The 26,353-nt window shown below is 42.0% G+C and carries 24 protein-coding genes, 3 pseudogenes and 1 riboswitch; of the genes and pseudogenes, 18 read left to right on the forward strand and 9 right to left on the reverse strand.

Annotated features, from left to right (window positions below):
• The first annotated feature begins 10 nt into the window (after positions 1-10).
• From lspA to JCM14108_RS01410, 6 genes are all read left to right on the forward strand, one after another.
• On the forward strand, positions 11-451 hold the full coding sequence (gene lspA, locus JCM14108_RS01390) for a signal peptidase II (RefSeq protein WP_035177700.1): 441 nt from the start codon (positions 11-13) through the stop codon (positions 449-451).
• Positions 452-467: 16 nt separating this feature from the next.
• Positions 468-1,064, forward strand: coding sequence for a pseudouridine synthase (locus JCM14108_RS01395; RefSeq protein WP_369385509.1), 597 nt, complete (start codon positions 468-470; stop codon positions 1,062-1,064).
• On the forward strand, positions 962-1,378 hold the full coding sequence (locus JCM14108_RS16055) for an RluA family pseudouridine synthase (RefSeq protein ID WP_369385512.1): 417 nt from the start codon (positions 962-964) through the stop codon (positions 1,376-1,378). Before JCM14108_RS01395 ends, JCM14108_RS16055 begins: the two co-directional genes overlap by 103 nt.
• Positions 1,379-1,469: 91 nt before the next feature.
• Complete coding sequence (gene pyrR, locus JCM14108_RS01400) at positions 1,470-2,003, forward strand: bifunctional pyr operon transcriptional regulator/uracil phosphoribosyltransferase PyrR (RefSeq protein WP_035177702.1); 534 nt, start codon at positions 1,470-1,472, stop codon at positions 2,001-2,003.
• A gap of 27 nt (positions 2,004-2,030) precedes the next feature.
• Positions 2,031-3,122, forward strand: a complete 1,092-nt coding sequence (locus tag JCM14108_RS01405; RefSeq protein ID WP_035177705.1) for a carbamoyl phosphate synthase small subunit — start codon at positions 2,031-2,033, stop codon at positions 3,120-3,122.
• Positions 3,106-5,619: a carbamoyl phosphate synthase preATP-grasp domain-containing protein gene (locus tag JCM14108_RS01410; RefSeq protein WP_035177706.1), complete on the forward strand. Its 2,514-nt coding sequence runs from the start codon at positions 3,106-3,108 to the stop codon at positions 5,617-5,619. Before JCM14108_RS01405 ends, JCM14108_RS01410 begins: the two co-directional genes overlap by 17 nt.
• A gap of 78 nt (positions 5,620-5,697) precedes the next feature.
• Here JCM14108_RS01410 and JCM14108_RS16060 read toward each other — a convergent pair whose 3' ends face one another.
• Positions 5,698-6,147, reverse strand: a complete 450-nt coding sequence (locus tag JCM14108_RS16060) for an NFACT RNA binding domain-containing protein (protein ID WP_369385513.1) — start codon at positions 6,145-6,147, stop codon at positions 5,698-5,700.
• Positions 6,148-6,150: 3 nt separating this feature from the next.
• Positions 6,151-7,415 (reverse strand): annotated as a pseudogene (locus JCM14108_RS01415) (NFACT family protein); the annotation flags it as partial.
• A gap of 195 nt (positions 7,416-7,610) precedes the next feature.
• Between JCM14108_RS01415 and JCM14108_RS01420 the strand changes: the two are divergent.
• The 10 genes from JCM14108_RS01420 to JCM14108_RS01465 all read left to right on the forward strand — a co-directional run bounded on the left by JCM14108_RS01420 (position 7,611) and on the right by JCM14108_RS01465 (position 15,480).
• Positions 7,611-8,024 (forward strand): MarR family winged helix-turn-helix transcriptional regulator, encoded by a 414-nt coding sequence (locus tag JCM14108_RS01420; protein ID WP_035177708.1) that lies wholly within the window; start codon positions 7,611-7,613, stop codon positions 8,022-8,024.
• Positions 8,025-8,041: 17 nt separating this feature from the next.
• Positions 8,042-8,914, forward strand: a complete 873-nt coding sequence (locus JCM14108_RS01425) for a DegV family protein (RefSeq protein WP_035177711.1) — start codon at positions 8,042-8,044, stop codon at positions 8,912-8,914.
• A 113-nt stretch (positions 8,915-9,027) separates the two neighbouring features.
• Positions 9,028-9,142, forward strand: a riboswitch (THF riboswitch).
• 58 nt (positions 9,143-9,200) lie between these two features.
• Complete coding sequence (locus JCM14108_RS01430) at positions 9,201-9,731, forward strand: folate family ECF transporter S component (protein ID WP_035177714.1); 531 nt, start codon at positions 9,201-9,203, stop codon at positions 9,729-9,731.
• A gap of 79 nt (positions 9,732-9,810) precedes the next feature.
• Positions 9,811-10,161 carry a dihydroneopterin aldolase gene (folB, locus tag JCM14108_RS01435; RefSeq protein ID WP_035177717.1) on the forward strand — a complete coding sequence of 117 codons (351 nt, stop codon included), beginning with the start codon at positions 9,811-9,813 and terminating at the stop codon, positions 10,159-10,161.
• Positions 10,158-11,231, forward strand: a complete 1,074-nt coding sequence (gene folE / locus JCM14108_RS01440; protein ID WP_035177719.1) for a GTP cyclohydrolase I FolE — start codon at positions 10,158-10,160, stop codon at positions 11,229-11,231. The genes folB and folE overlap by 4 nt, the downstream gene beginning before the upstream one ends.
• Entirely contained in the window at positions 11,215-12,552 is a 1,338-nt protein-coding gene (locus JCM14108_RS01445; protein WP_035177722.1) for a bifunctional folylpolyglutamate synthase/dihydrofolate synthase, read from the forward strand. The genes folE and JCM14108_RS01445 overlap by 17 nt, the downstream gene beginning before the upstream one ends.
• Positions 12,542-13,633: a dihydropteroate synthase gene (gene folP / locus JCM14108_RS01450; RefSeq protein ID WP_035177724.1), complete on the forward strand. Its 1,092-nt coding sequence runs from the start codon at positions 12,542-12,544 to the stop codon at positions 13,631-13,633. The genes JCM14108_RS01445 and folP overlap by 11 nt, the downstream gene beginning before the upstream one ends.
• A gap of 11 nt (positions 13,634-13,644) precedes the next feature.
• Positions 13,645-14,181, forward strand: a complete 537-nt coding sequence (locus JCM14108_RS01455) for an NUDIX domain-containing protein (protein ID WP_003622249.1) — start codon at positions 13,645-13,647, stop codon at positions 14,179-14,181.
• A gap of 3 nt (positions 14,182-14,184) precedes the next feature.
• A complete protein-coding gene (locus JCM14108_RS01460) occupies positions 14,185-14,988 on the forward strand; it encodes an N-formylglutamate amidohydrolase (RefSeq protein ID WP_035177726.1) in 804 nt (267 codons plus the stop codon).
• Positions 14,989-15,030: 42 nt separating this feature from the next.
• The gene (locus tag JCM14108_RS01465; RefSeq protein ID WP_035177862.1) at positions 15,031-15,480 is read left to right on the forward strand and encodes a GNAT family N-acetyltransferase; all 450 of its coding nucleotides are present in this window, start codon (positions 15,031-15,033) and stop codon (positions 15,478-15,480) included.
• Positions 15,481-15,758: 278 nt separating this feature from the next.
• Here the strand turns inward: JCM14108_RS01465 and JCM14108_RS01470 are convergent, their stop codons facing one another.
• The gene (locus JCM14108_RS01470) at positions 15,759-16,625 is read right to left on the reverse strand and encodes a LicD family protein (protein ID WP_035177729.1); all 867 of its coding nucleotides are present in this window, start codon (positions 16,623-16,625) and stop codon (positions 15,759-15,761) included.
• A 577-nt stretch (positions 16,626-17,202) separates the two neighbouring features.
• Here JCM14108_RS01470 and xerS point away from each other — a divergent pair.
• Both xerS and JCM14108_RS16185 read left to right on the forward strand, forming a co-directional pair.
• On the forward strand, positions 17,203-17,970 hold the full coding sequence (gene xerS, locus JCM14108_RS01475; RefSeq protein ID WP_439645786.1) for a tyrosine recombinase XerS: 768 nt from the start codon (positions 17,203-17,205) through the stop codon (positions 17,968-17,970).
• Complete coding sequence (locus tag JCM14108_RS16185) at positions 17,931-18,314, forward strand: tyrosine-type recombinase/integrase (RefSeq protein WP_439645787.1); 384 nt, start codon at positions 17,931-17,933, stop codon at positions 18,312-18,314. The genes xerS and JCM14108_RS16185 overlap by 40 nt, the downstream gene beginning before the upstream one ends.
• Positions 18,315-18,377: 63 nt before the next feature.
• Here the strand turns inward: JCM14108_RS16185 and JCM14108_RS01480 are convergent, their stop codons facing one another.
• The 6 genes and pseudogenes from JCM14108_RS01480 to JCM14108_RS01505 form a co-directional block, all read right to left on the reverse strand.
• The gene (locus JCM14108_RS01480) at positions 18,378-18,791 is read right to left on the reverse strand and encodes a hypothetical protein (protein ID WP_035177731.1); all 414 of its coding nucleotides are present in this window, start codon (positions 18,789-18,791) and stop codon (positions 18,378-18,380) included.
• Positions 18,792-18,806: 15 nt separating this feature from the next.
• Positions 18,807-19,676: a hypothetical protein gene (locus JCM14108_RS01485; protein ID WP_235807147.1), complete on the reverse strand. Its 870-nt coding sequence runs from the start codon at positions 19,674-19,676 to the stop codon at positions 18,807-18,809.
• Between the two features lie 191 nt (positions 19,677-19,867).
• Positions 19,868-20,560 (reverse strand): respiratory nitrate reductase subunit gamma, encoded by a 693-nt coding sequence (gene narI / locus JCM14108_RS01490; protein WP_035177737.1) that lies wholly within the window; start codon positions 20,558-20,560, stop codon positions 19,868-19,870.
• Positions 20,553-21,128, reverse strand: coding sequence for a nitrate reductase molybdenum cofactor assembly chaperone (narJ, locus tag JCM14108_RS01495; RefSeq protein WP_035177740.1), 576 nt, complete (start codon positions 21,126-21,128; stop codon positions 20,553-20,555). The genes narI and narJ overlap by 8 nt, the downstream gene beginning before the upstream one ends.
• Positions 21,121-22,679: pseudogene (gene narH / locus JCM14108_RS01500) on the reverse strand (nitrate reductase subunit beta). Before narH ends, narJ begins: the two are co-directional and overlap by 8 nt.
• Positions 22,669-26,336: pseudogene (locus JCM14108_RS01505) on the reverse strand (nitrate reductase subunit alpha). Before JCM14108_RS01505 ends, narH begins: the two co-directional pseudogenes overlap by 11 nt.
• Positions 26,337-26,353: the final 17 nt, after the last annotated feature.

Genomic DNA, 26,353 nt, shown 5'->3' on the forward strand with positions numbered 1-26,353 from the left:
GGATTTTTAGTTGCCAGTTATAGTTATTATCGGCATTCTGTTACTAATCGGGCTCGATCAGCTTGTGAAGCATTGGGTCGTTGGAACATTGGCGCTTGGACAATCGTTTTCGGTGGTTCCAGGCGTTTTGTCGATTACTCGGATAAATAATACCGGTGCTGCCTGGAGCATTTTATCAGGCCACCAATTTATTTTTGTACTCATTGCGATTGTAGCCGCTATCTTGATTGGTTATTTTTTAATTCATTATTGGTCGAATTTGTGGTATCGATTTGGATTAAGCCTGCTTTTTGCCGGAACAATCGGGAATGTGATCGATCGAATCTTCAGCAATCATGTTGTTGACATGTTTCAACTGGATTTTATCAATTTTCCAATTTTTAATTGCGCCGATATGTATTTAACCATTGGGATCTTAATTATTGGATTTGCGATTATCCGTGAAAAGTAGAGCGAGGGAAGCCAGATTGTCTAAAAAATTTGAAATTACCGATGAATTGGGACGTTTAGATAAAATTGTGAGCGAATTGGATTCCCAAATAAGTCGGTCGAAAGCAAAAAAAATGATTGAAGACGGCACGATTACCGTCAATGATGAAAAAAAGAAGCCCAAGTATGAAACCAAGCCGGCCGACATTATTTTGGTTCAAGACCTTCAGCCGAAGTCTGTTCAAATTGAGCCGGAAAACATCCCGCTTGATATTGTTTATGAAGATGATGATGTCATCGTGGTCAATAAGCCGCAAGGAATGGTTGTCCATCCTTCCGCGGGTCATCCCAACCATACGTTGGTGAACGCGCTGCTGTTTCACAGCCCGCTTTCTACCATTAACGGTCAGTATCGTCCGGGAATCGTCCATCGTATTGATAAGGATACTTCCGGCCTCTTGATGGTTGCCAAAAACGATGATGCCCATAGAGCGTTATCCGAACAGCTAAAGGCTAAAAAGAACCTGCGAAAATACGTTGCCTTGGTTCACGGAAGAATCAAAGAGAATACCGGTGTGATCAACGCACCGATTGGTCGTTCACCGAAGGATCGAAAAAACAGGCAGTCGTTTTAAATGGCCGACCGGCGATTACCCATTTTAAAGTGCTGGAGCGGTTTGCGGATTATACCTTGGTATCCTGTCGATTGGAAACCGGCCGGACCCACCAAATCAGGGTGCATATGCAGTATATTGGGCATCCATTGGTTGGCGACCCACTGTACGGTCCTAAAAAAACCATTCACGGTAACGGCCAATTCCTGCATGCACAGGAATTGGGGTTTGAACATCCACGAACCCATGAATTAATGATTTTTTCAGCACCGCTTCCTGAAGTTTTTGAGAAAACCCTGCGGACCTTGCGGGTAAATCAATCACTTGAATCTTGACAACTTGGCAGGACTCCCATATTCTGGAATGGATAAGCAATCGTAATATAAAAATGAATGTGTGTAAAAATGATCTAAGGAGAATTTAGTAATGGGCAAAATAATTTTGGATAAAATGGCCATGCAACGGGCATTAACGCGAATCACTTATGAAATTGTCGAAAAAAACAAAGGGGTAGAAGACCTGGTTTTGATTGGAATTAAGACCAGGGGCATTTTTCTGGCCAATCGAATTGCCGACCGGCTTCAGCAATTGGAAAATGTGACCATCCCGGTTGGAGAACTCGATATTACCAACTATCGTGATGATATCGAACACGATTCACTCAGCACGGATGTCAAAATGTCCAATAACAAAATCGACTTTTCAGTTGAAGGAAAGCGGGTCATTCTGGTGGATGATGTTTTATACACGGGCAGAACCGTCAGAGCTGCATTATCAGCTGTCATGGATTTAGGTCGGCCAAAGAGTATTAATTTGGCGGTTTTGGTTGACCGCGGTCATCGTGAATTACCAATTCGAGCTGATTTTGTCGGCAAGAATATTCCAAGTTCCCAAAAAGAAAAGATCAAGGTATATGTATCAGAAATTGATGACAAGGACGCAGTTGAACTCATCAAATGATCCTTATCCTGGTAGTGAGGAGTCAACATGACGCAAAGATATTTGATATTAGAAGATGGTTCCGCGTATGCGGGAAAAGCTTTTGGATCACTCGCCACGACTACGGGTGAACTAGTGGCCAACTCGACAATGAACGGTTATCAGGAAATTATTTCCAACCAGATTTACCATAACCAAATCATTGTTTTCACTCAAACCTCAATTGGTAATACAGGGCTCGCGCAAAACGCGTATGAGTCCGTTTTGCCGTCAGCAAAAGGGGTCATTGTCCGGGAGTATGAAAACTTGGCGACAGACCATTTTAAGCGGATCTCTTTAGATCGATATTTAAAACGACATAAGATTCCCGGCATATATGATGTGGATACCCGCCAAATTAGACGTCATTTACAGCAAAAAGGTAACATGATGGCCAGCATTGTTGATGTTGCTGATGAACACGCTTTTGATCAATTACACGCCACGGTTTTAACCAATCAACAGGTAGCGCAGGTAGCAACCCCGAAACCTTATCCCAACCCGGACGAGGGGGCCAACGTGATTGTCGTTGACTTCGGCTTGAAGAGCGGGATTCTTCGGGAATTATCCAAGCGGGACTGTAATGTGACAGTTGTGCCGTGGAGTGCTACCAGTGAGGCAATTTTGGATTTGGATCCTGATGGGGTTGTACTGTCCACAGGTCCGGGAGCCCCTGGGAATTTACCTGAATCGGTTTTACAAATGATTCGAGAAGTTCAAACGCAGGTTCCGTTATTGGGGATTGGTCTTGGTCATGAATTATTCGCGATGGCCAATGGTGCGAAAGTTGACCAGCTTCGAGTTGAACATCATGGCAGTAACCATCCGATTAGAGAGATTATTACCAACGAAATCTTTTTCTCCGGCCAAGAACAGGGCTATGCCGTCGATTCAAAGTCAATTGATCACGCAAAATTATTTATTACCCATATTGATTTGGTAAATGGGACGGTTCAGGGGCTTAGACACCGGGATTATCCGGCTTTTTCGGTTCAATTTTCTCCAGATGGTGCCCCCGGTCCCAAAGACAGTGTTGGTTTGTTTGACGACTTTACGGAATTTATGGCAAGAAGAAGGGATAATAATGACGACGAATATTAAAAAGCTGCTCCTACTCGGTGGCGGGCCAACCAATATCGGTCATGAAAACGAGTTGGACGCGGCTGCGTATGAGCGGCTGACGGCAATTAAAAAGACCGGCACGCAGGTCATTTATGTGGATGACAATCCCTTTTCATTTGCAAGTGAGGAAGTTCAGCCAGCTGATGTTTACGTCCAGGCAGTTAACTTTCAAAACGTCGTGAAGATCATTGAGAAAGAAAAGCCGGACGCAATTATGCCCAAAATTGGCGGTTTAAATGCAATGCAAGTTGCTTGGCAGTTGGAAGAAAGCGATGTTTTAGCCAGTCATAATATTCAATTACTCGGAATTCGACCCATTGATTTGCGAAAAGTACTCGATAACCAGCAGCTTCGAGAGATGTTGACTGAAACGGGTGAACCGATTATTGCGTCCAAAATTGTGGCTGATGATGATGAGGCAATGGACTTTGTTCGTGATGTTGGTTTTCCGGTAATCGTTAAACCACTATCAGCCAGTCATGATACCAGTCGATTTATCTGCAATAATACCGATGAATTGGAAGATGCGTTGGAAATCAGTTTCAAGCGAACTTATATCAAACGGGTTTCCATTGAACAGAGTATTGTTGGTTACAAAGAAATTGAAATGGTCGCTATTCGTGATGAGAACGGCAACAAACTTTTGATTTCCGGTTTGGAGGATATGGACCCGATTGGCATTCATTCCGGCGATTCAATTATTTTCGCACCGACACAAACATTGATTAACCAAGAGTATCAGGCGTTAAGAACAGCTACTTTTAGAATTATGGATGAGATTAATGTGACGGGAACTTGTCATATACAATTTGCCCAAAGCAGAACCAATGCCAACTATTATGTAACCAAAGTCAGCCCGTTTTTTACCCGAAACGCACTCTTAGCTGCCAAAGTAACCGGGTATCCTTTATCTTACGTTTCCACACTTTTAGAAATGGGATACGCACTGCCGGAGATTAAATTACCGGAGAAATACAGTAAATATCTGCCGTTTATGGAACCAACAATGGACCATGTGGTTGTTAGAATTCCGTTATGGCCGTTTAGAGATATTCCGGATGTGGATCAGCATTTAAATACACTCATGAAATCAGTCGGTTCAACAATTGGTGTTGGCCGAACAGTTGAAGAAGCAATTATGAAAGCCATGCACAGTTCGCAGTTTTCACCTCGAGACATTTTACCAAGTGTCTCCAAAGTGAATGATGATGACGTGATTAATCAATTGATTCATCCACTTGCCAGTCGTATCCTGATTTTGATGGAAGCCCTTCGGCGAGGTTTCTCCATTGATGAACTTTCCGAGCTGACTAAAATTGATCGATTTTATTTTTATAAAATGAATCAGCTACTACGGGCGCAGGATTTTGTGATTAATAACCCACTTTCACCAACAGCTGTTGAAGTTGGGCACAAATACGGTTTTGGTGATGGTATGTTGGCTGAATTATGGCATGTCAATATTTCAACCATTGAACGGATGAATCGAAATGCCAAACAAAAAGTAACCTTTAAAGAAGTTGAACCCAGTGCGGGCGAATTCATGGAAGCAACCAATGTTTTCTACAGCAGTTATGAATTGGAAAATGAAAGTCGGGCCTGTCCTGGTAAAACAGCACTGGTAATTGGGCGAGGCGGCAATCAGCTGGGGCCGAATGCGGCAGCAGACTACTACACCGCTCAGATTTTAAATACAACTCGTAAAGCGGGCTACCAGACGATTATTATGAATACCAATCCCAATGCTATCTCATTGGCACCGGCGCTTAGTGATAAGCAGTACATTGAGCCGATTCAATTGGGTAATATTTTAAACATCGTAAATCTGGAAAAACCGGACATTATTTTCCTGCCGGGAAATCGACATTACTTATCGAATAAATTGCGTGAGTTTGCGGATTTAAATATGGTTGTCCTACCTCCTGACCAAAAGGTTGCTAAATACAAACAAAAACAAGCAACGGACGCGGTTGATCTCTTTATCGATCAGGATCGAATATTGCCTATTACAACTATCTCGTTTTACACAAAAAGTCATCGAACGGAATTGCGGTATATCAATGATTACCAACAACCGATGGCGCATTGGCAGCGTGAGGAAAACGATTTAATTACTGAAGCAATTTCCAAAATCGATACCAGTCAGTGGCAGGGATTGGTTCAAGTTTTATTTTATAAAGACGCGGCAGCAACTTACCAATTTGCCGGAATTCGACCGATCCGAATTACCGAATCTGCTTTTTTAAATAAAACCACTGGGGTTAATTGGATTGACGCACTGGTGAAAAAATATTTGGGGATTCTGGATATTGACCAATTGGCATCATATTATCAACCAGGGATTCACAAGCGATATGCGATGATGGAGGCGGTTTTTCCTTTTAAGGAACTCCAATCAAATCGAACGGACGGTACATCTACGCAGGAAGTTGGTTCTTCGTTATCGTTTAGAAAAATTGACTCGTCAACTATTTAAAATCACGTTATTGGTAAAATACCGATTAAAAAGGCGTTACCTTTTCCAATCTGGATAATGGTAACGCTTTTTAAATCATTATTTTTTAGCATTTTCAGATAACTGGTTAACCAGCTTTTCATCCGGATCAACCAAGACTGTCTGCTGACTATCGTAAATAACGTAACCCGGTTTAGTTCCGTTTGGTTTACGAACATTTTTGACGCGTGTATAATCAACCGGCACTTTTGTTGATTGCTGGGCCTTTGAAAAATAAGCGGCCAACGCAGCTGCTTCGTCAATTGTTTCCTGAGAAGGATCAAAACTTCTAATAATTACGTGAGAACCGGGAATATTCTTGGTATGAAGCCACGTCTCCCGTTTATCAGCGGTATGCATGGTCAGCCGCTCATTTTGAAGGTTATTTTTCCCAACTAATATCTCTGTGCCGTCACTTGAAACAAACTTTTCCGGTTTATTAATTTTTCGGCGTTTATTTTTCTTCTTTTTGTGTTGTTCATGATCTTTAAGGTAATGACCCTGTTCCAATTCGTAACGGATATCAACCAGATCTTCAGGTTTTGCCAATTCGATTTGTGATTGAATGCTTTCGAAATAATCGATTTCCTGTTGGGTCAAATGAATCTGCTCATTTAAATATTTAACGGCACTTTTTAATTTTTGATACCGTTTAAAATATTTTTGTGCATTTTCGGACGGCGATTGCTGGTTTGAAAGCTTGATTTTAATTGGCGCGTTGTTTTCGTAATAGTTGGGCAATTCAATGGTCGTCATCCCGCGTTGAATTTTATTGAGGTACGTAGTTAGAATTTCGCCCTTTACCCGATACTCGTCTGCATTTTCGGTTTCTTTAAGATCTTTTTTAAGCCGCTTTAACTTGGTCCGATTCTTCTTAAGCTGTTTTTTAACAACCTGAATTAAGACGGCACCTTGCTCGCGAACCCGGTCTCGCTGGGCCCGTGTTGCAAAATAAGCATCTAATAAATCACTTAAAGTAGGGTAGAATTCATTTTTATCTGTATCTGGATAAGGAAATGCGGTAAAATTAATCTTGTTATTACCAATATGGCTCAAGGTTGGCTTTGGTGAATTGAATTGTTCAAAGAACGCTTTAAAATTTTCTTCAACATGGGTGTCTTTATGCAAAGCCTGAGCCAGTGCTTTGGCAGTATCTTTTCCCAAACCCTGAATTGTTTTTTGAAGCGCACCTGCCAACACGTCAACATTTGGATAATCCTTAATCAATTGTGTAATATCATTAAACGAGGTCTTGGCAAAGGGATTCTGCAAGTCCTGTTAGGTGGATTAATATAGGTGGCACCTGGTAATAATAGCCGATAGCGATTAACATCTGATCCGACGTGTTTAATCGCATCGATAATCCGATTATCCGATCGGCTGATCAAAATGATGTTGCTATGGCGGGCCATTATTTCCACAATAAGATTAAGCTTGGTTTGGTCACCCAATTCGTTTCGACCGGTGAATCCCAATTGAAGGACCCGATCATTATCCAACTGGTGAACTTCGGTAAGAATGGCACCATTTAAATGCTTTCGCATAATCATTGCGAAGTTGGTTGGCACAGCAGGGTTGACATAGGGAATCTTGGTAACTTGAATTCTTGCATAAGTCGGATTAGCCGACAAGAGCAGTTGATGATTTTTTCCATGGGCTCTAATTGTTAAAATTAATTCATTTGGATAAGGCTGGTTGATTCGGCTAACTCGGCCAGTTTGGAGAAGCGCCGTCAATTCCTGCTTCATAGAATGAATAAAAGATCCGTCGAATGACATTGTATCACTCACTTTCGTATATATAGCAATTACTAGTATACCGCACTTTATCAACTGATGCGAAGGGTAACCCGGAGATTAAAACTGATTTTAAGTCCGGCCGGCTGCTGAGTTTGAGATTTGAATAAACCTTTGCGCTTTTTTTGTAACTCATTATCAAATAGCGTATACTATTTTTTCGGAGGTCTTTTCAGGATGAAAGATATTCTTGCTGCTTTAAATGCTGCGGCTAAAAGCCACAGCGCCAGATTAATGAAAATTACCAAGGAGCAAAACCTGACTGTTTCAGAGTGGAAACTGCTTAATCACGTAATTGCGGGCAACACCACTCAAGAGACCTTGGCTGAGGTTACCAAGCTGGACATTTCAACTTTATCAAGACAGCTAAAGCGGCTGGTCGTTAAAGAAATGTTAGCCAAAACGGCCGTTGGTAAAGACAAACGGCAACTTATCTACAGTGTGACAGCCAAAGGAACCCAGTCCAGCCAAAATGTTGCGCAAAGCGTAAAAGACCTTCAAAATCAGGTTTTTAGCCACTGGACGAATGAAGAAAAGAACCTTTTAAAGATTTTGATTAATCGTTTAGAACAAAGTCTTGATAGAATTTAATTGAGCAGGTGAAATAAATGAAGATTGCGATTGTCACTGACAGCACAGCTTATCTGACTAAAGCAGAAGCGGAAAAGTATCATATTACGGTAGTTCCAATGCCGGTTATCATCGACGGCCACGAGTATCGGGAAGGTGTCGATCTCAGTACGGAAGAATTTTACGACAAATTGAAGAATGCAAATTCATTTCCAAGCACTTCACAAGCACCAATGGGCGAAATGATGAATGTTTATAATGAACTTGCTGATCAAGGCTATGACACTGTCATCAGTATTCACCTGGCAAGTACCATTTCAGGCTTTTATCAATCCATCGAAAATTTAGCCCCCCAAATCGATCGAATCAAGGTCATTCCCTATGATTCCAAAATAACTGTTAAATTGATGGGATACTTAGCAATACAAGCCAGCAAAATGGCTCGGTTGGGACGTGATCCAAAAACGATTATTCAATACTTAGACGGCTTGCGAGCTACCATTGATGAGCTTTTTGTTGTTGATGATTTACAAAATCTGGTGCGTGGCGGCAGACTGTCCAATGCCTCGGCATTTATTGGCGGTATTTTAAAAATTAAACCGTTATTGACTTTTGATGATAAAAGCAATGAAATTGTCGCTTTTGATAAAGTTCGTTCACGAAAGAAAGCCCTCAAACGGGTTGAAGAGCTGTTTGCCCAGGCAAAGCAAAAAGCCGATTATCCGCTAAGAGCCTTGGTTATTAACGGCCACGATCCGAAAGCCGGCGAAGAATGGACCGAAAAAATTCACGGATTATATCCGGATATGCCAATTGAGCAAAGCTATTTTGGACCGGTAATCGGGACTCATTTGGGTGATAAAGCTTTGGCCTTGGCTTGGCTGCGTGACTTTGAGAAAGATCAGCTGTAAAGTAAAACGTAAAACTTAACAATATTCAAAACAATCACTACATCGTTCGGAAAAATCCCGACGAAGTGATTGTTTTTTTACTTGATATGGTACACTTTAATAGTTACAAAAAATATGGGGTAGGAAGTAATGCGTCAAGTGCCGAAGGGACGGAATGTGAACTTCGGACGAAAATAACTTGGTTTTGGCTTGCCAAATTGTTGCGGTGTTACTTTCGCATTCGCCATTTTATTTAGTTCGTTTTTTTCTAAATATTGGTGAGCTCCTTTTAGGAGATGTCATTATTATGAAGTCATTGTCATTAGGGTTTCACAAGCTGCGGACATTGGATGTTGCAGTTTTATCGTTGTTGTTGGCATTGAGTCTGATCATTGACCGGTTTACAGTAGGGACAAAGTCCATTCAGATTGGTTTTGGCTTTGTCATTATGGCGCTGGCCAGTTACTTGTATGGCCCGGTTTGGTCGTCAGCAATTGCCGCACTTTCAGATATTATCGGCACGCTGATTTCCGGTGGCGTTTATAACCCTGGTTTCACGATTTCGGCTATTTTAGGTGCAACGATTTACGGTCTCTTTTTATATCAACAGAAGATTACGTGGACCCGAGTGATCGTTTCGCAACTAATTATTGCAGTGTTTGTTAACACAGTTTTAAACACGCTTTGGTTGAGTCTAATGTATAAGACACCATTTATTGGCTACTTACCTGTTCGGTTGCCAAAAGAAGTGATTGTAACCCCACTTCAAATCTTAATTATTTATTTTGGGCTCAACTCAACGCAATTTGAACGCATTAAAAATAAATTACTGGGTTAATTTTTAGCGGTGCGTCTGGCAATAATCGGTTGCTGCGAACCGCTTTTTGTTGTATTTAGAAATACGAGGAGTTTTTGTTATGTATACGATCAGAGTTCAAAATATGCAGTTTCATGGGCACATTGGCGTCCTGCCGGAAGAAAAGAAGGTTGGCCAAACGCTTCAAGTTGATTTGGAAGCGGTCATTAATGCAGTGCCGGTTGACGATCAATTAGCAAGCACGGTCAGTTATGGAGACTTCTATCCGATTGTTGAAAAAATTATTGATGAAAGTCACGTCAATCTGGTTGAAACACTGGCTCAGAAAATTTTGACTGCTATCAAGCAATTGGATAGTCGGATTCAAACGGTCACTGTTCGAATCCGTAAATTAAACTTACCGGTTGACGGCGTCTTTAATAATGTGGAAATCGAGATGAAACAATCATGATGGAAAATGTCATTTTAAGTTTAGGTAGTAATATCGGTAATCGTGAAGCCTATATTAACAAAGCCGTTGCGCTATTGGGAAACGACCCGGCTATTTTGATTGATAAAGTTTCCAGTTTTTATGAAACTTCACCGGTTGGTAATGTGAACCAGCGGGCCTTTATAAATATTGCGCTTAAAATCGCAACAACTGATTCACCGGAAGACTTGTTAACCAAAATCCACCAAATCGAATTGCATTTGCACCGGACCCGTGATGTGCATTGGGGACCGCGGACATTGGATGTTGATATTATTTTTTGGGGTGATCAAAAGATTAAGACTGAGTCGCTGATTATTCCGCATCCGGAAGCGTTCAACCGTTTATTTGTGCTGGTACCAACACTGGAAATTGTGACACCTGAATTTCCATTTTATAATCAAATTAAGGCTCAAATTCAAAAACTTCAAAAAGCAGATCAAACAATTCAACTTGTACAAAAGCAGACGCAATCTAAACAAGTCGTTGAAAGCGCAATTCGTCAAATCCTGAATGCGATCGGAGATGATCCAGATCGACCAGGACTGGTGGAGACACCGGATCGCGTCGCCCGGATGTATAATGAAATTTTTTCGTCTGAGGGGTTGGATAATTTTGAAGACTATAAATTGTTTAATACCAAAGAGACTGATAATTCAAAAATGGTGATGGTGAAAAACATTCCGTTTTATTCAATGTGTGAGCACCACATGATGCCGTTTTGGGGGAAAGCCCACATTGCTTACGTACCTGATCACGGGAAAATTATTGGCTTAAGTAAAATCCCGAGACTGGTTGATTTTGTATCACACAAGTTGGGCCTTCAAGAGAAGCTGACTGATGATATTGTTGCCCAAATGAACCGAATTCTGGCACCCAAGGGAGTGGCGGTCATTGTTGACGCCCGGCACATGTGTGTTGAAATGCGGGGCGTTAAAAAGGCTGATTCATCAACTCGGACGATTCGTTTTTCTGGTGTTTTTGACACGGACCAGGCGTTAAGAATGGCATTTTTAAACTCGATAGGTGATGTTAATGGGAAAACAATCTGAACTTAATGCTGCCGAGTTTCCAACGTTTCTGTATGATCAGGGCGATCGGATTGGTTTGCTCAAACGGATTTTAAAAGCACTTGGCAGTCCCGATCAGAAATTTAAAATTATTCATATTTGCGGTACTAACGGAAAAGGATCTACGGCAATGATGATTACCGCAATTCTTAAACAAATGGGTCACCGGGTTGGGCTATTTACCAGTCCCTATATTGATGAAATTTACAATGGCATTCAAATTGACTTTAAAAATATTCCCAGTCGAATCTTCGAAGAAAAGATCTCGGTGATTGAAAAATTGCTGAGAACAGCAGCTTTTGCAAACGTTAAAGTTTCCGAATTTGAAGCGCAATTTTTAATTTCAATGTTGTATTTTGCCGAACAGCGGGTTGATTACGTTGTTTTGGAATGTGGCCTTGGTGGTGAACTTGATGCAACAAATGCCGTGGCCACAACAATGTACTCAATTTTTACCAAGATTAGTTTGGATCATGTTGGTATTTTGGGAAATAATATTACAGAAATTGCGACTACTAAATCTAAAATTATCAGGCACCATAACGTTACGATTACGGCTCAGAATCAGTCGCTTGAAGCGTTGAAGGTATTAGAAAATGAAGCCGTGTCAAAACAGGCTGTCTTTTTGAACGCTGATCGGGTCACAATAACTACCTCGCAACAATCAAAGCGTGGCAAACAGGTTCATTATCGAGCTTTGCTCGGGCACAGTGAGCAAAGCGGTACTTTTCGCTTTGGCTTGGCCGGGACCTATCAGCTTGAAAACTTGGCAACGGTATTGACTTGGTTTTTCGATTTTGTGAAACGAACGTCATTTCAACAACGACTGGATGGTATCTTGGATCATTCCTTGGCTGAATTGGTTGTACCGGGACGCTTTGAAACGGTTCAGCAAAAGCCAAAAATCATTTTGGACGGTGGCCATAATCCTGACGGCATCAGCGCATTTGTTGAGACGGTTCAGAAACTGTATCCAAATGCTCCTAAGCTGATTATTAATGGTTTTTTAAAGGATAAATCTTATGAAATAGCGGTTCAAAAACTGCTTACTCTCAAAAACAGCTCGTTTATTATCACAGAGCCGGAAAATCAGCAGCGCGAACTTTCACCGGTTAAATTGGCGGATGTTTATCAAAAATATACCAACCGGCAATTTCCAGAATTTACTTCTCCGGTTAAAGCAATTAAGCAAGCTATTATGACGGCTTCACCAACTACTGTTATCTTAGTTGTTGGTTCATTTTATCTATTAAATCCGATTCGAACATATCTACTATCTAGGAGTGAGCGTAATGGAAATTAAAAAAATAAACAATCGTCAACAAACATTCAGCGGCAACGTCACCATTTCTTTTAATGCGAATACAGAAGAATTACCCAAATTAATTAATCTGTTAGCTGACCAGACTGCCAATCTTTCGATTTCATCATCGTTAATCATCGCGACATTTACGCAGGCGGAATTGGCAGCTGTAATTAAAAGTTGGCCAGAAGTGTTTGGCGCTGAAAACGGTACGCTGCAGCAAATTCAGGCAGCTTCTCGAATCCACTTTAAGGGTCGGGGATTTGACTTTGATATTACAACCAAACCAATTATTTATTCGATTTTAAACTTGACGCCGGATTCATTTTACGATGGTGGGAGAAACGCTTCAATCGATGGGGTTCTAAAACGAATTGAAGCAGAACTGGCAGCCGGAACTGCCATCTTTGAAGTCGGTGGCAAATCTTCCAAGCCGCACTTTGATGATATTAGTGCTGAAGAGGAGTGGGGGCGAATTAAACCGTTTTTGGACGCTATTCACAAGCGTTTTCCGAATATTGTTTTGGCAATTGATTCCAACACAAACGCGGTTATTGAAGAAGCGCTGAAAAATGGTATTCAAATTATTAACGACATCGATGGCTTTAATTCTCAAGCGAAACTGAATTTAGTTGCTAAATACAAACCTGCTGTTGTAACGATGTTTAATGGTCGGAACTTCAATGAGCAAACGGAAACCTTATCAAAAACAATGATGGTTTTCTTTACACATACAATTAGCGATTTAACAGGCGTTGGGCTTGAAAAAGAAAACATTGTGATTGACCCGGGCGTTGGCTTTTCTGATCATAATACGTTAGCTTTTGATCTGATTAAGATGAAATTAACGAAATTAATGGCAGAATTTCAAACACCGATTATGATTGCAATTTCGCGAAAAAGTTTTGCTAAACGGCTGTTTAATTTGGACTCAGCGGATGATCGATTGATTCCAACGCTGCTATTTGAAGCATTTATGACGGTTCTTGGCGGTCGGGTTATTCGGGTACATGATGCAAAAGAAACTCGTCAGTTAATCGATACTTTTGAGTTGCTAAAAGATCAGCTATTGCTAAAGTAAAGGTGATAAAAATGCCTCAAGATCCTTATTTGTCAGTGCTTATTAAGGCGATCGACCAACTTGCTGAGTTGCCGGTTTCATGGTTACCAGATAAAAAGTTGGTTCAAATTAAAGGAATTTTGACCGATCAGCAACCGGCTGAGCTTCGAAATCGAAAATCCAAGGTCCACTTGTCTGCCAGTGCGATGGTCTTTTCAAAAAATGCCGGCTTTTTTATTCGTCATCCGTATCTACGAACAACACTGCTGCCGGCCGGCCACGTTGAACCGGGTGAGCTGCCGATTAACTGCGCAGTTAGGGAATTTCATGAAGAAACCGGCTATCAGGTGAAGCCTGAAAGTGGTCAGCTGATTGATGTTAACCTGATTGCAATTCCAGCTAATCCGGTTAAGGGTGAGAGTGCGCATCAACACGTCGACTTTCGCTTTCACTTTTTAATTGAACCTGGTACTCGAAGCAATCCCGAATTACCGGTTTCTTTATTAACGCAAGCCCAAGCACCGACAGAGTTTGCAAAGTATTTTGCACTTATCAAATCAGGTGATTAAGTTATGTCAAATTACCAAGTTTATAATGCCGAATTGAATCGTTTCCCAGTTGTATTTGATTTGCCGCACAGTGGGACAACGATTACTGCCGAAATGGCTGATGCACTATTACCAACGGCTGTTTTAGCTAATACCGACTGGTTTTTAAGAGAATTGTATGATTTTTTGCCAGGGCTTGGGTTTACAGTTTTAGAAAATAACTTGAACCGGTATTTAATTGATCCCAATCGTGATCCGAATGAGGGACTAACTGGTGATTACTACCATCTTGTATATGCCAAGAATACGTTTGGCCATGCGTTGTATCAAACGCCACCGTCAAGTTGGGAAATTAATCGACGACGCGACCAATTCTATCAGCCGTATCATCAGCAGCTGCAAAAATTGCTTTCGATAAAGAAAGATACTTTCGGCAAGGTACTGTTGATTGATTTGCACAGTTTTGCCGAATATACACATCCATTTAACGGACCAACTGCTGATGTCGTTTTAGGAAATAATTATAACCAAACTGCCACCCAGGAAACGTTTGATTATTTCCAACAACATTTTCAATCAGTCGGTTACACGATTGGTGACAACTTTCCGTTTCGGGGTGGTTTTATTACTCGGCACTATGGCAGTAATCCCGGGATTCGTTCAATGCAAATTGAATTGCGTTATAATCGGTATATTGAGGACCGTTATTTTAGTGAAGAGATTTTGGAAAATTGGCAGCCACAAACATTCAATATGGCAAAGCAACGCTTACAACGAATTTTTCAACAATTGGCAGCTGATTTGGCAGCCAATCGATTCTCGTTTTAGCGGTTTTTAAATAACCGAAATAAAAGGGGTAGTATGACAAAAATGACCGAAGATGATCGTAATACTGACCAATTGGTAGGTATTCGAAAAATGATTGCTGAAGATTACGCTGATGCTTATGCACTCTGGAAAAAGACGCCTGATATGTCATTACAGGAACAGAATGACAGCTTCGAAGCAATTAGTCGATTAATTCAGTTTAATCCTGATTTTTGTTTTGTTGCTGAAAAAAATGGCCAGCTGGTTGGCACAATCTTAGGCGCTACTGACGGTCGGAATGGTACAATTTATCATCTGGTGGTTGCTAAAGAAGTTCAACGTCAAGGAATTGCTACCAAGTTGGTTAATTTAGTTGTAAAACAGTTACGTGAAGTTGGTATTAAAAAAATTTCCGTGATGATAACAAAACGTCAGTTAACCGGAGTGGCTTTTTTACAGCATCTAAAATTCACGAAACGCTTGGATATTGAAACCTATAGCAAAATTATTTGATTTTGGTTCATCATTTTTTAGGTTGAATCGTGATTTTTTAAATTTAATAGTGTTTGAAGTAGTTCCAACGAAAGATTACTTGTATATTTTAGGTAATCTTTCGTTTCGGTTTTATGGGAAGCGTGGGGAGTGGTGTGATTTTTGGTATTTAAATGCTACTTTACATAATATACATTATGCGAAGTAAGTACTTAAACGAAAAGAAACGTCAAAATAGTCCAAAACTATCTGACGTTTTTTTATTTAAGTCGTTTTAATTAATGATTTAAATTATACACTTAACCAGCTTGTGCTTCAAATCCATTTGTTTGAATATCCGACTGATTATTTGCTGCTTCTTCAGATAAAACTTGTGGATTGTCAACCGATGCTTTTAAAATATGACGCTGAACGCGTTTCTCAACCGGCGGTAATTTCATATAATCACCATACAAGCGTCGTAAGTATGAATCATAGTCAGCTAACACCGGAACCGTTAATTTCTCGAATTTCATCTTGGTAAATTGATGGATTTCATTTGGCAGGATTCTTTCTTTGCCGTATTCATACGGTGATGATAGATTTACGTAAGTCAAGTCCGGATGATGATCGTATTTTGTCATGATTCGAAATCGTAAATCATAAAGCTGATCCAACGTCATTGCTGCATATTTCGTATCAGTTGGGACATCAGGACACATGTCAGGATAAAAACGCCGTCTGATTTCTTTTAAAATACTTTGTAGCGCCTGTGCTTGAAGACGTTGCTGACGCTGGTGTGATGGCATCTTATCAAATGGAAAAACATCAATAAAAATGCCATTTTGAGACTTGGCTTCTTCGCGGCCACGCTCTAAAATCTGGGTACCTTTAAACATTACTTTGGCAAAATCATACTCATAAGCCGGATTTAAACGATTTTCCTGAACAAAATATGCTGTAGACTTAAATTCCGTTGGTGCAACTTGGAGAAACTTTTCAAAATCATGTCGAGTGAATCCAATATCAATATCGTCATCCCAAGGAATAAACCCGTGATGACGGACAGCACCGATTGCGGAGCCTCCAGTCATAAAATATTTGATATGGTGTTTGGAACTCAATTTTGCTACTTCTTGTAGGATGTCCAATTGAATCCCGTGAATTTGCTTCATATCAACCATCATATGAAAGCCCCCTTTATTTCGTTAATCCTTATTTCATCTAAAAACCTCTTTTGACTATTTTTTGTTCGTCTATGCTATTTTATTGAGTTTATGAATTCAGGTCAAATATTTAGTCTGTAATTATACAAAATCAGTCTTAAAATGTGCTATAATATAACTTAATAAAACCAGTATTTTATTAAGTTATATCGCAAAAAAGATCGCTATCCCTGTTAAAACAAGCTTTTTAATTAGTACATTTCTTCGATTTTTTATTTAAATATCGCCATTTTCATGTACGCGATCAATAATTAACCAGACTGATTTAATCAGTTCAGCTTTAATAGAAATTATAGCCGATTAGCTACCAGTTTTTTTCAAAGCCTGTTAACCTTAAATATTGTTAACCCACCATCTTTAATTACAAATGTTCTTAATCTAAAAAATCTCATAATTACCGAAACAGTGAAAAACGATTGTCTAGTATCCCATTAATCACGATTTAAAATAAAGTCTCTTTAGACAATTACGGATACGTCAATCGACCTTAATTCAAAAAATCATCAGATAGTTTCTAAAAATATTAAAGGAGAATAACATGAAAAAAGCCAGTTACATCGCAAACAATGAATCGATCGTTACCAAAATGCCCAGTTATGTTCAGGACTACTATTTGGAAAAATCAACGGTCCCCCTTTCACCGGCAACGTTGTATCAATATCTAAACGAATTTAACCGTTTTTTCACTTGGGTGATTGACACAGGCATCACCAAAGCCAACAAAATCAGCCAAATTCCCCTCACAGATCTGGAACATTTTAAAAAACAGGACATGGAGCTTTACAAAGCTTTTTTACTGAATCGTGGTAAAGAAACGGCTAAAGACCCGCAAGGCACACTGTCTCATCGAACAGTTAACCGTTCTTTAAACGCCCTCTCTGCCTTATTCCGCTTTTTAACCGAAGAATCCGAAAACGATGATGGTGAACCTTATTTCTATCGGAACGTAATGAAAAAGATTGCGCTGGTTCCGGACAGTGAAACTTATCAAACCCGAGCGCACAACATTAAGGACAAGCTGATGTTGGGAAATGCCGACGTAAATTTTTTAAACTATATTTTAACCGATTATCCAAACCAACTGGCTGGAAAACGAACCCGCAAAATGTATGAACGTGACCGGGAGCGTGACGTTGCCATTAACGCCCTAATGCTTGGGACTGGTATCCGGGTGTCGGAATTAACCAATGCCAATTTATCCGACCTGAGTCTAAAAAAGCCACCATTTCTGTTCAACGAAAAGGTGGCAAACGCGATTCAGTCCCGATCGCTGCATGGGTCTTGCCATATATCAAGCCCTACTTAACAATTCGTTCAAAGCGTTACCACGCTTCTTCAGCCACCCCTGCCCTCTTTTTAACAAAAGGGGCGGACCAACCCCGGCGGATTTCAACTGCCACCGTGGAGTTGCTGGTCGCAAAATATTCACAGGCATTTAACCATGTCCGGATTACCCCTCATAAGTTGCGGCACACGCTGGCTTCAAAACTATACCTGGAAACCAACAATGAGCACCTTGTTGCTACCCAGTTGGGGCAAACTTCGACTAAAGCCACTGGTCTGTATACGCACATTGTTGATACGAGACAGAAAAAAGCGTTGGACAATCTCCATCATTCAAAAGAAGAACCGGACAATCATAGCGAATAATATTAACCAAAAACGACCACTGACAAATGGATTCATGATAATTCCTTTTGCCTACAGTCGTTTTTAGGCCTGTCGCCATAATTGATCATCGAAATATCCCAAACTATTTATCGCTAACGTTTTAAAATAGGCCAACAGTTCAACGGCACTTCCCTTACTAATTTGAGCAATTGCGTTTAACCCTGAACCGGTAGGCACCACCGCGCTCATTGTTGTAATCTCGTTGCCGTTTCGAATTGTCACCTTGGAACATGTAATTGTCCATTTATCCAAAACATTGGGCGCAAAGATCAAAAATAAATTAAAATCATCTGATAAATAAGCCGGCAGCATCCAAGCTGTTTCGTCTAGTGGTTCGGGCGATAAGTTTCCCTGCAGTGCAAATTCTTGGATATTGGCCCGAGTTGGAACCTTTTTTAACACAAAAATCGTTTTTTCAAATGCCGGTGTCCCTAATTTTAATTCAGGATTTTCCATAAATTTGCGCCCCCCTTACGTAAAGTTTTCACGGTAAAACTGATATTTGTTTTTAATTGCTTGAATCTGATTGTCCATGACATGTTCAACCCCGGCAGCATCCACATGAAATGCTTGCCGAATAATTTGATCCAACTGCTGTTTAACTTGAGGTGCTTTCCTTAAAATTGGTGATAATGGTGTCGTCATAATTTCAAATTGCTTGGTATACGCTGGTATCAGTATTCGCTTAAAAGCTTGATAAACATCCGCTAAGACCTTTGAGTAAACTTTATCGGCATACTTTAGCTCAACAGCTTCCAATTGCTGATAATAAGCATCATTTGTCAACCCTCGCCGATTTTTAACAATATGCTGTTCATCATACTCGTGCGTTAAGTAAGCGTCCCAATCCCGATAGGCATAGGTCGTCATTTTAACCACCAGTTGTCGACCCGCTTTTTGAACGTTGGCAGGTACTATTTGACCTGATGGATCAATTAAATAAGGCTTAACCAGATACGTCGTCACGTAATCGTAAAAAGTATCCGGAATTAACTCCTGGTCGCGATCTTCACGGTACAGCTCGCCGACGCCCACTAACTTGGGCAATTGAATCAGACTTAATCGAGTCTGGTTAACCGCATAAATAATGTCTTCCAATTCAGGCGTAATATCAGTTGCTCGACTGATAATTTGCAAAATATGGGTATACAACCGCACTAAAGCATTCAATTCGGTAGTTTGATTTGGATAAACGCCCATCTGCCGTTCATACTTTCTGGTTTCACGTTCCAATTGTTCTTCGAGTGCCGTCGTGGCCCGTTCGACCTTAACCGGCAACTCGGGGCGCTCAAATGATTCTCGGGCTGCCGAGCGCACGGCATCCCTTAACACCGGCCGCATCTCAACAAAGTCGGGAAATTCAAAAACATTTTGAAAGTCGGATTCTTGATTATTCAAACGAAACTCTCCCAATTTTCTCACCTTGATTTATATTTTATAATTTCTTTTATGACCATGATAACGGGAATGTCGGTAACGGACTATTAGGGAAATGGATAAATAAAAAAGAAGCCGACTAACGGCTTCTTTTTTTAGTCGGCTTTGGGCTTTCGCCGATAAACAATGTAGCGTCTAAAGATATACTGCCATGGCAGTGTCAATGCATGAACCAGTCGGGTGTATGGGAAAAAGCCGAAAATCAAAAAACCACAAATGACGTGAAGTTTATAAATAACCGGCACGCCACTCATTAAATGCCAGTTTGGACTAAGGTAAAATAACTGGCGGGCCCATACAGAAAGGGTTTCCCGATAATCAAACTTGGGAAACAGCGGTCCAGAAAGCGTCGATGCCAATCCAAGGATAATTGTGATCAGTAAGGCGACGTCAACTACCAAGTCAGTCCATGAACTAGTAACAAATACCCGAGCATTGGTAAATCTACGATAAGTCAGAATCATCATCCCGGCTAAGGCCAGCAGCCCCGCACCGGTTCCCATCATTAACGAACCAAATAAATGATACATTTCATTAGAAATCCCAAAAAACTCTGTCCAGGATTTGGGAATTAAAATACCCAAGACGTGGCCAAAGAATGCCAAAATAATGCCGACGTGAAAAACCAGACTGCCGATCATTAATTTTCGTTTTTCCAGCATTTCGCTTGAAACGGCCGTTATACCAGCCCTGAACCAAACGAAGCGGACAATTGTCCCAAAGATAAATGAAAGCATCATCGCATATGGGAAAATGACCCATAACAAGATGGAACCAAAATCAGCCAATCGCATTTCCCTCCATTTCCACGCAACCGCGAAGCTCGTTTCGAATAACGCGGACTAATCGAATGTATGGATCATCGATCTTCGCAGCGGCATTTTTTAATAGATGATAGGTCCCGTCCTCGATCACTTGGAAAGCCAGTGAAACGTCCTGATTACGAGAATCGCCCTTAAACCGGCCAAACACCAAAAATTCAAGCAACATGGGTAAATAATCGACCAGCTCACGGCTTTTTACAGAAACACCAAACATTTCATACAGCATATTAAGCTTGGCCAAAAGAACGCCACGTTCACGGGAATCAGCCATCCGGTAATAGCTCATATATAGTGGATAACGTTTATTCATTTCAAACAGTGCTGCGTAGTGTTCTTGTTGGGCTAAATGAGTCTGCTGACTCAACTCCTGAACAATTGTAACCAACTCAGCCTTTTGATCGGTTTTTGGGTACTGGTCGATTACTTCCGGTAACAACTGGTCCGCGTAAGTTGTCTTCTCGGGATAATCTATCAGCCGTGACAGCAGTGACAGCCCATCCTCGAGTCGATCAAGATTTGTAAAATTAATCACGCCAGATCCCTCCATAAAAGCTTTCGGCATAGATCTGATTGGTTGATTCACCGGCTTCGGCTTTTTTGAACATACTGCCGTGTTGTGGTGCCAGTGAGCAACCCTTGCATTCGTCGTATCCCAATGTTCCCTGTTCGCTTTGCGCGTCTTCAACTTTTTCCTTGTGACTCTTTGGAATCACAAAGCGATCTTCGTATTTGGCAATTGCCAGTAACCGGTAAAGAGACGTTGCTGTATTTTCAGTTAGACCAACCCTGGCCAATTTGGCGGTTTCAAAATCCCGACCACTGGTTTTGGCCCGCATATATAATCGCATCATGGCTAATTTATACAGAGCCGATTTAATAGCCGGTACATTGCCACCAGTCAACAAACTGGCAAGATAATCAACCGGTACCCGCATTTCATCAATACCGGGAAAGATCATATCGGGGTTGTTGATAGAGTCCCGGCCTTCAAAATAATTCATGATTGGTGACAATGGCGGAATATACCAAACCATTGGCATTGTCCGGTATTCGGGATGAAGTGGAAAGGCAATTTTTTCCTTAACGGCCATCCGGTAAATTGGTGATCGTTGTGCGCATTCAATCATTTCCTCGCTAATACCATCGGCAAGTGCCTGTTCAATAATCTTCGGGTCATTTGGATCTAGAAACAAATCCAGCTGGGCCTCGTACAATTTACTTTGATCGGGTGTTTCAGCAGCACTTTCAACCCGATCGGCATCGTAAAGCATGACGCCGATATAGCGAATTCGGCCAACGCAGGTTTCTGCGCAGACGGTCGGTTCACCTTCTTCAATTCTTGGGTAGCAAAAGGTGCATTTTTCAGCCTTATTGGTTTTCCAATTAAAGTAAACTTTCTTGTATGGGCAACCAGTCATGCACATCCGCCAACCCCGGCAACGCTCCTGATCAACCAGAACAATGCCATCTTCGTCACGCTTGTACATTGCCCCCGATGGACACGAAGCAACGCAAGGCGCATTCAAACAGTGTTCGCATAACCGTGGCAAATACATCATAAATGCCTGTTCAAAATTGGTTTTAATGTCGGTCTCGATTTTATCCATATTGGGATCCTGCTTGACGTATTCCGGAGATCCGGCCAAATCATCATCCCAGTTTGGGCCGGTTGTCAATGTCATTGTCTGACCGGTAATTTGTGATTTGGCCCGGGCAACGGGCTGGTGTTTCTTTTCCGGACCAAATAGTGTCTGGTAATCATAGGTCCATGGTTCGTAATAATCATCTAATTCCGGCATGTTGGGATTGTAAAAGATCTTTCCCAGGCCAACCTTATTAAGCTTATTTCCCGCTTTTAACTGAAGTTTACCTTTGCTATTCAGCTCCCAGCCGCCGCGATAATGTTCTTCATCCTCCAACGCTTGGGATAGCCAACACCGGGTTTAGTTTCAACATTGTTAAACCACATATATTCCGCGCCGGGGCGGTTTGTCCAAGTATTCTTACAGGTTACCGAACAGGTATGACAGCCAATGCACTTATCAAGGTTTAAAACCATCCCAATTTGGGCTTTAATCTTCATTCCAGTTCACCTTCTTCAACTTTCTAACAGCAACGTAAAGATCCCGCTGATTACCAATCGGGCCATAATAGTTAAACCCATAGCTTAACTGACCATAGCCCCCCACCATTTGCGTCGGTTTAATATGAATCTGCGTCGGGGCATTATGAGAACCGCCCCGATTACCGGTAATGTTGGCCAGTGGTTCTTGGATTTCCATATCCTGAGCGTGATACATATACATTGACCCCGCCGGCATTCTGTGTGAAACAACCGCCCGGGCGGTTACGACCCCGTTTCGGTTGTAAATTTCAAGCCAGTCATTATCTTTAATTCCAGCTTTATCCGCATCGATTGGACTGAGCCAAACATTGGGACCGCCTCGAAACAGCGTCAGCATCTCCAAATTATCGTAGTACATCGTATGAATATTCCACTTACCATGAGGCGTCATGTAGCGAAGTGCCAATTCGTGGTCATCCCGCTTAACAGTTGTATCACCGGGAGCCATGACTTGTGGCGGCAGCGTTGGCTTGTAATTGGCCAACATTTCACCATATTCTTGGAAAATCTCATGATCCAGATAAAATTGTTGACGGCCGGTTAATGTTCGGAAAGGTACCAGTCGGTCAATATTAACAGTAAACGGCGAATAACGATCGCCATCATGTTTGGCCGAAGAGAAAATCGGCGTTGGAATTGCTTCTGCCGGCTGAGCTGTGATGCTCTCAAACGACATTTTTTCCTCGCGACGCCCGGCACTGATATCAGTCAGTTTTTCTCCGGTTACCTCTTCAGCATTCTGCCAAGCTCGGTGAGCAATTGTGCCGTTGGAAGTACTGGAAATGTGAAGGATGGCTTCGGCAACTTTTTTATCCAAGTCAAGCTTCGGACAGCCGGCATTAATGCCTCATCGTAAGCTCCCAAAAGATCTTTTAATTCGTCGTATTGATCGCTGACGTCATAACTGTAGCCTTCACCGCCAAGTTTACCGCGGGCATTGGGCCCCAAAGCGATGAATTTATCGTAAACCTTGGTATAGTCCCGCTTAATCAGCGCTAGGGACGGCATCGTCTTACCTGGAAGACATTCAATTTCACCCTTCTTCCAATCCTTAATCTCACCAAACGGCTGAGAGATTTCGGCTGGTGAATCATGTCCCAGCGGCTGAGTTTTCAAATCATATTGTGGCTGGCTGTAATACCTTTTAGCCATCTCAGAAAATGTTTTGGCCAGCTGCTTGAATTGCTGCCAGTCACTTTTGGCTTCCCACATGGGGCTGACAGCGGCATTAAAGGGATGAATAAACGGATGCATATCCGTCGAAGAAAGGTCTTCTTTTTCATACCAGGTTGCCGCTGGAAGAATCACGTCCGAATACATTGGTGTAGCCACCATTCGAAAATCAAGGTCAACTGCCAAGTCAAGTTTACCCGTAATCGAATGATCATCCCAAACCATTTCAGTTGGCTTGCAATGCTCGTTGAATTTGGCAAGCAGACCGTTTTCCGCTCCCAATAGATGCTTCATAAAATACTCCTGACCCTTACCAGACGAAGTAAACAGGTTTGAACGCCAAATAAAGAGGCCCTTGGGCTGGTTTTGCTTGGCGTCGGGATTTTCAATAGCAAAGTGCAGCTGATCATGCTTTAATTCTTCAACCACCCGTTTTGAAATTTCGCTTAGGTCAGTTGTCCCATATGTCTTGGCAAAGGACAGTGAACTACGGTCAAATTGTGGGTACGACGGCAGCCATCCCAATCTGGCCGCCAACTGATTATAATCGGCCGGATGCTGATAATGATGCTTGGTCGTGACGACGGGTGATTTTAAAGCCTGATTATCCAATTCATCATATTTCCACTGATCCGAGGCAAAGTAGAAAAACGACGTCCCATTTTGCTGCCGGGCGCCACCTTTTTGCCAATCATTGGCAAACGCGATTGTGCTCCAGCCTTCCTGAGGTCGTAATTTTTCCTGACCGACGTAGTGCGCCCAGCCACCACCGGAAACACCTTCACAGCCGCAGAGAATCAAGTTGTTAATGATCGCCCGGTAGGTCATATCACTGTTGAACCAATGATTTATCCCAGCCCCCATGATTACCATGGTTTTACCACCGGTATCCAAAGCGTTTTGAGCAAATTCACGGGCAATCTGAACGACCAGGCTTGATTTGACGCCAGTTACTTTTTCCTGCCAAGCCGGCGTATACAAACTGTTCGCGTCATCATAGCCCTTGGCAGCTAATTGATCGTTTGGACTTTGCCGAATACCGTATTGGCTCATCATCAAACTAAAAACGGTCGTTACCAGTTGTTGACTGCCATCTTGAAAGGTCATCTTTTTAACAGGCAGGTTGCGTTTGAGCACCCCGTTACCAGTTGTATCAAAATAGGGAAAGTCAACAACGACTGATTGGTCAGCTGGTAATGTCAATGCGGGATCAATCGCATTACCGGCTTCATCCTTTAGTTCCAAGTTCCACTGCCGATCCTTTTGCCAGCGCTGCCCGATCGTCCCATTCGGAACTACCGGCTGCTTTTGTCTGGTATCATAAACTACCGTTTTCCAAGCGGCATTGGGAGTGTCGGCAGCTTTCAGATCAGAAATCCGGACGAATCTACCGGGCGTGTAGTCGTCAGTATTGGCAGCACTGGGCTGTAGCCTAACTAAAAACGGCATGTCGCTGAACTGCTTAACGTAATTGATAAATTGCGGCTCCTGACGTTGTTTGTAAAATTCGTTGAGAATCACGTGGGTCATTCCCTGAGCCAAGGCTGCATCGGTTCCGGGATGTGGTGCCAGCCAATTATCGGCAAATTTGACATTTTCAGCATAATCAGGGCTGACAGCAACTACCTTAGCTCCGTGATAACGGGCTTCGGTCATAAAATGGGCGTCCGGTGTTCGGGTCAATGGTACATTGGAGCCCCACATCATAATATATTGACTGTTGTACCAGTCGGCTGATTCGGGGACATCAGTTTGCTCACCCCAAACTTGTGGAGAAGCCGGCGGTAAATCCGCATACCAATCGTAAAAGCTGAGCATTTCCCCACCCAGTAGTGACAGGAACCGGGAACCGGAAGCATAGCTCAGCATCGACATAGCTGGAATTGGTGTAAATCCGGCTAGGCGATCTGGGCCATAAGTTTTAATCGTATACAGCAGCATTGCTGAAATTAACGTTAATGCTTCCTGTCGATGAACCCGCACCATGCCACCATGTCCGCGGGCAGACTTATAAATTGCCGTCTTCTTCGGATCTTCAACAATGCTGGCCCAGGCATCAATTGGATTCTCGTGCTCTGCTTTTGCTGCCGACCAGAGCTGCCAAAGTTTTCCGCGAATATATGGGTATTTAATTCGCACGGGACTGTACTCATACCAGGAAAAACTGGCTCCCCGTGGGCACCCCCGCGGCTCGTAGCCTGGAATATTAGGCCCGCAGGATGGATAATCAGTTGCCTGATGTTCCCAAGTGATAATGCCCTGCTTGACATAAACATTCCAGCTGCAGGAACCGGTACAGTTAACCCCATGGGTTGTCCTGACAACTTTATCGTGAGACCAACGCTGACGATAAAGCTTTTCCCAACGACGATTATGTTCTTCCAGTTGGGTAAAGGTCCCGTTGAATTTCTCAACGTGTTTGAAAAATCGGGATTTTTTCAAGTCACAAACCTCCTTCA

It is taken from the genome of Lentilactobacillus farraginis DSM 18382 = JCM 14108 (assembly GCF_000583655.1).
Classification (GTDB): Bacteria; Bacillota; Bacilli; order Lactobacillales; family Lactobacillaceae; genus Lentilactobacillus; species Lentilactobacillus farraginis.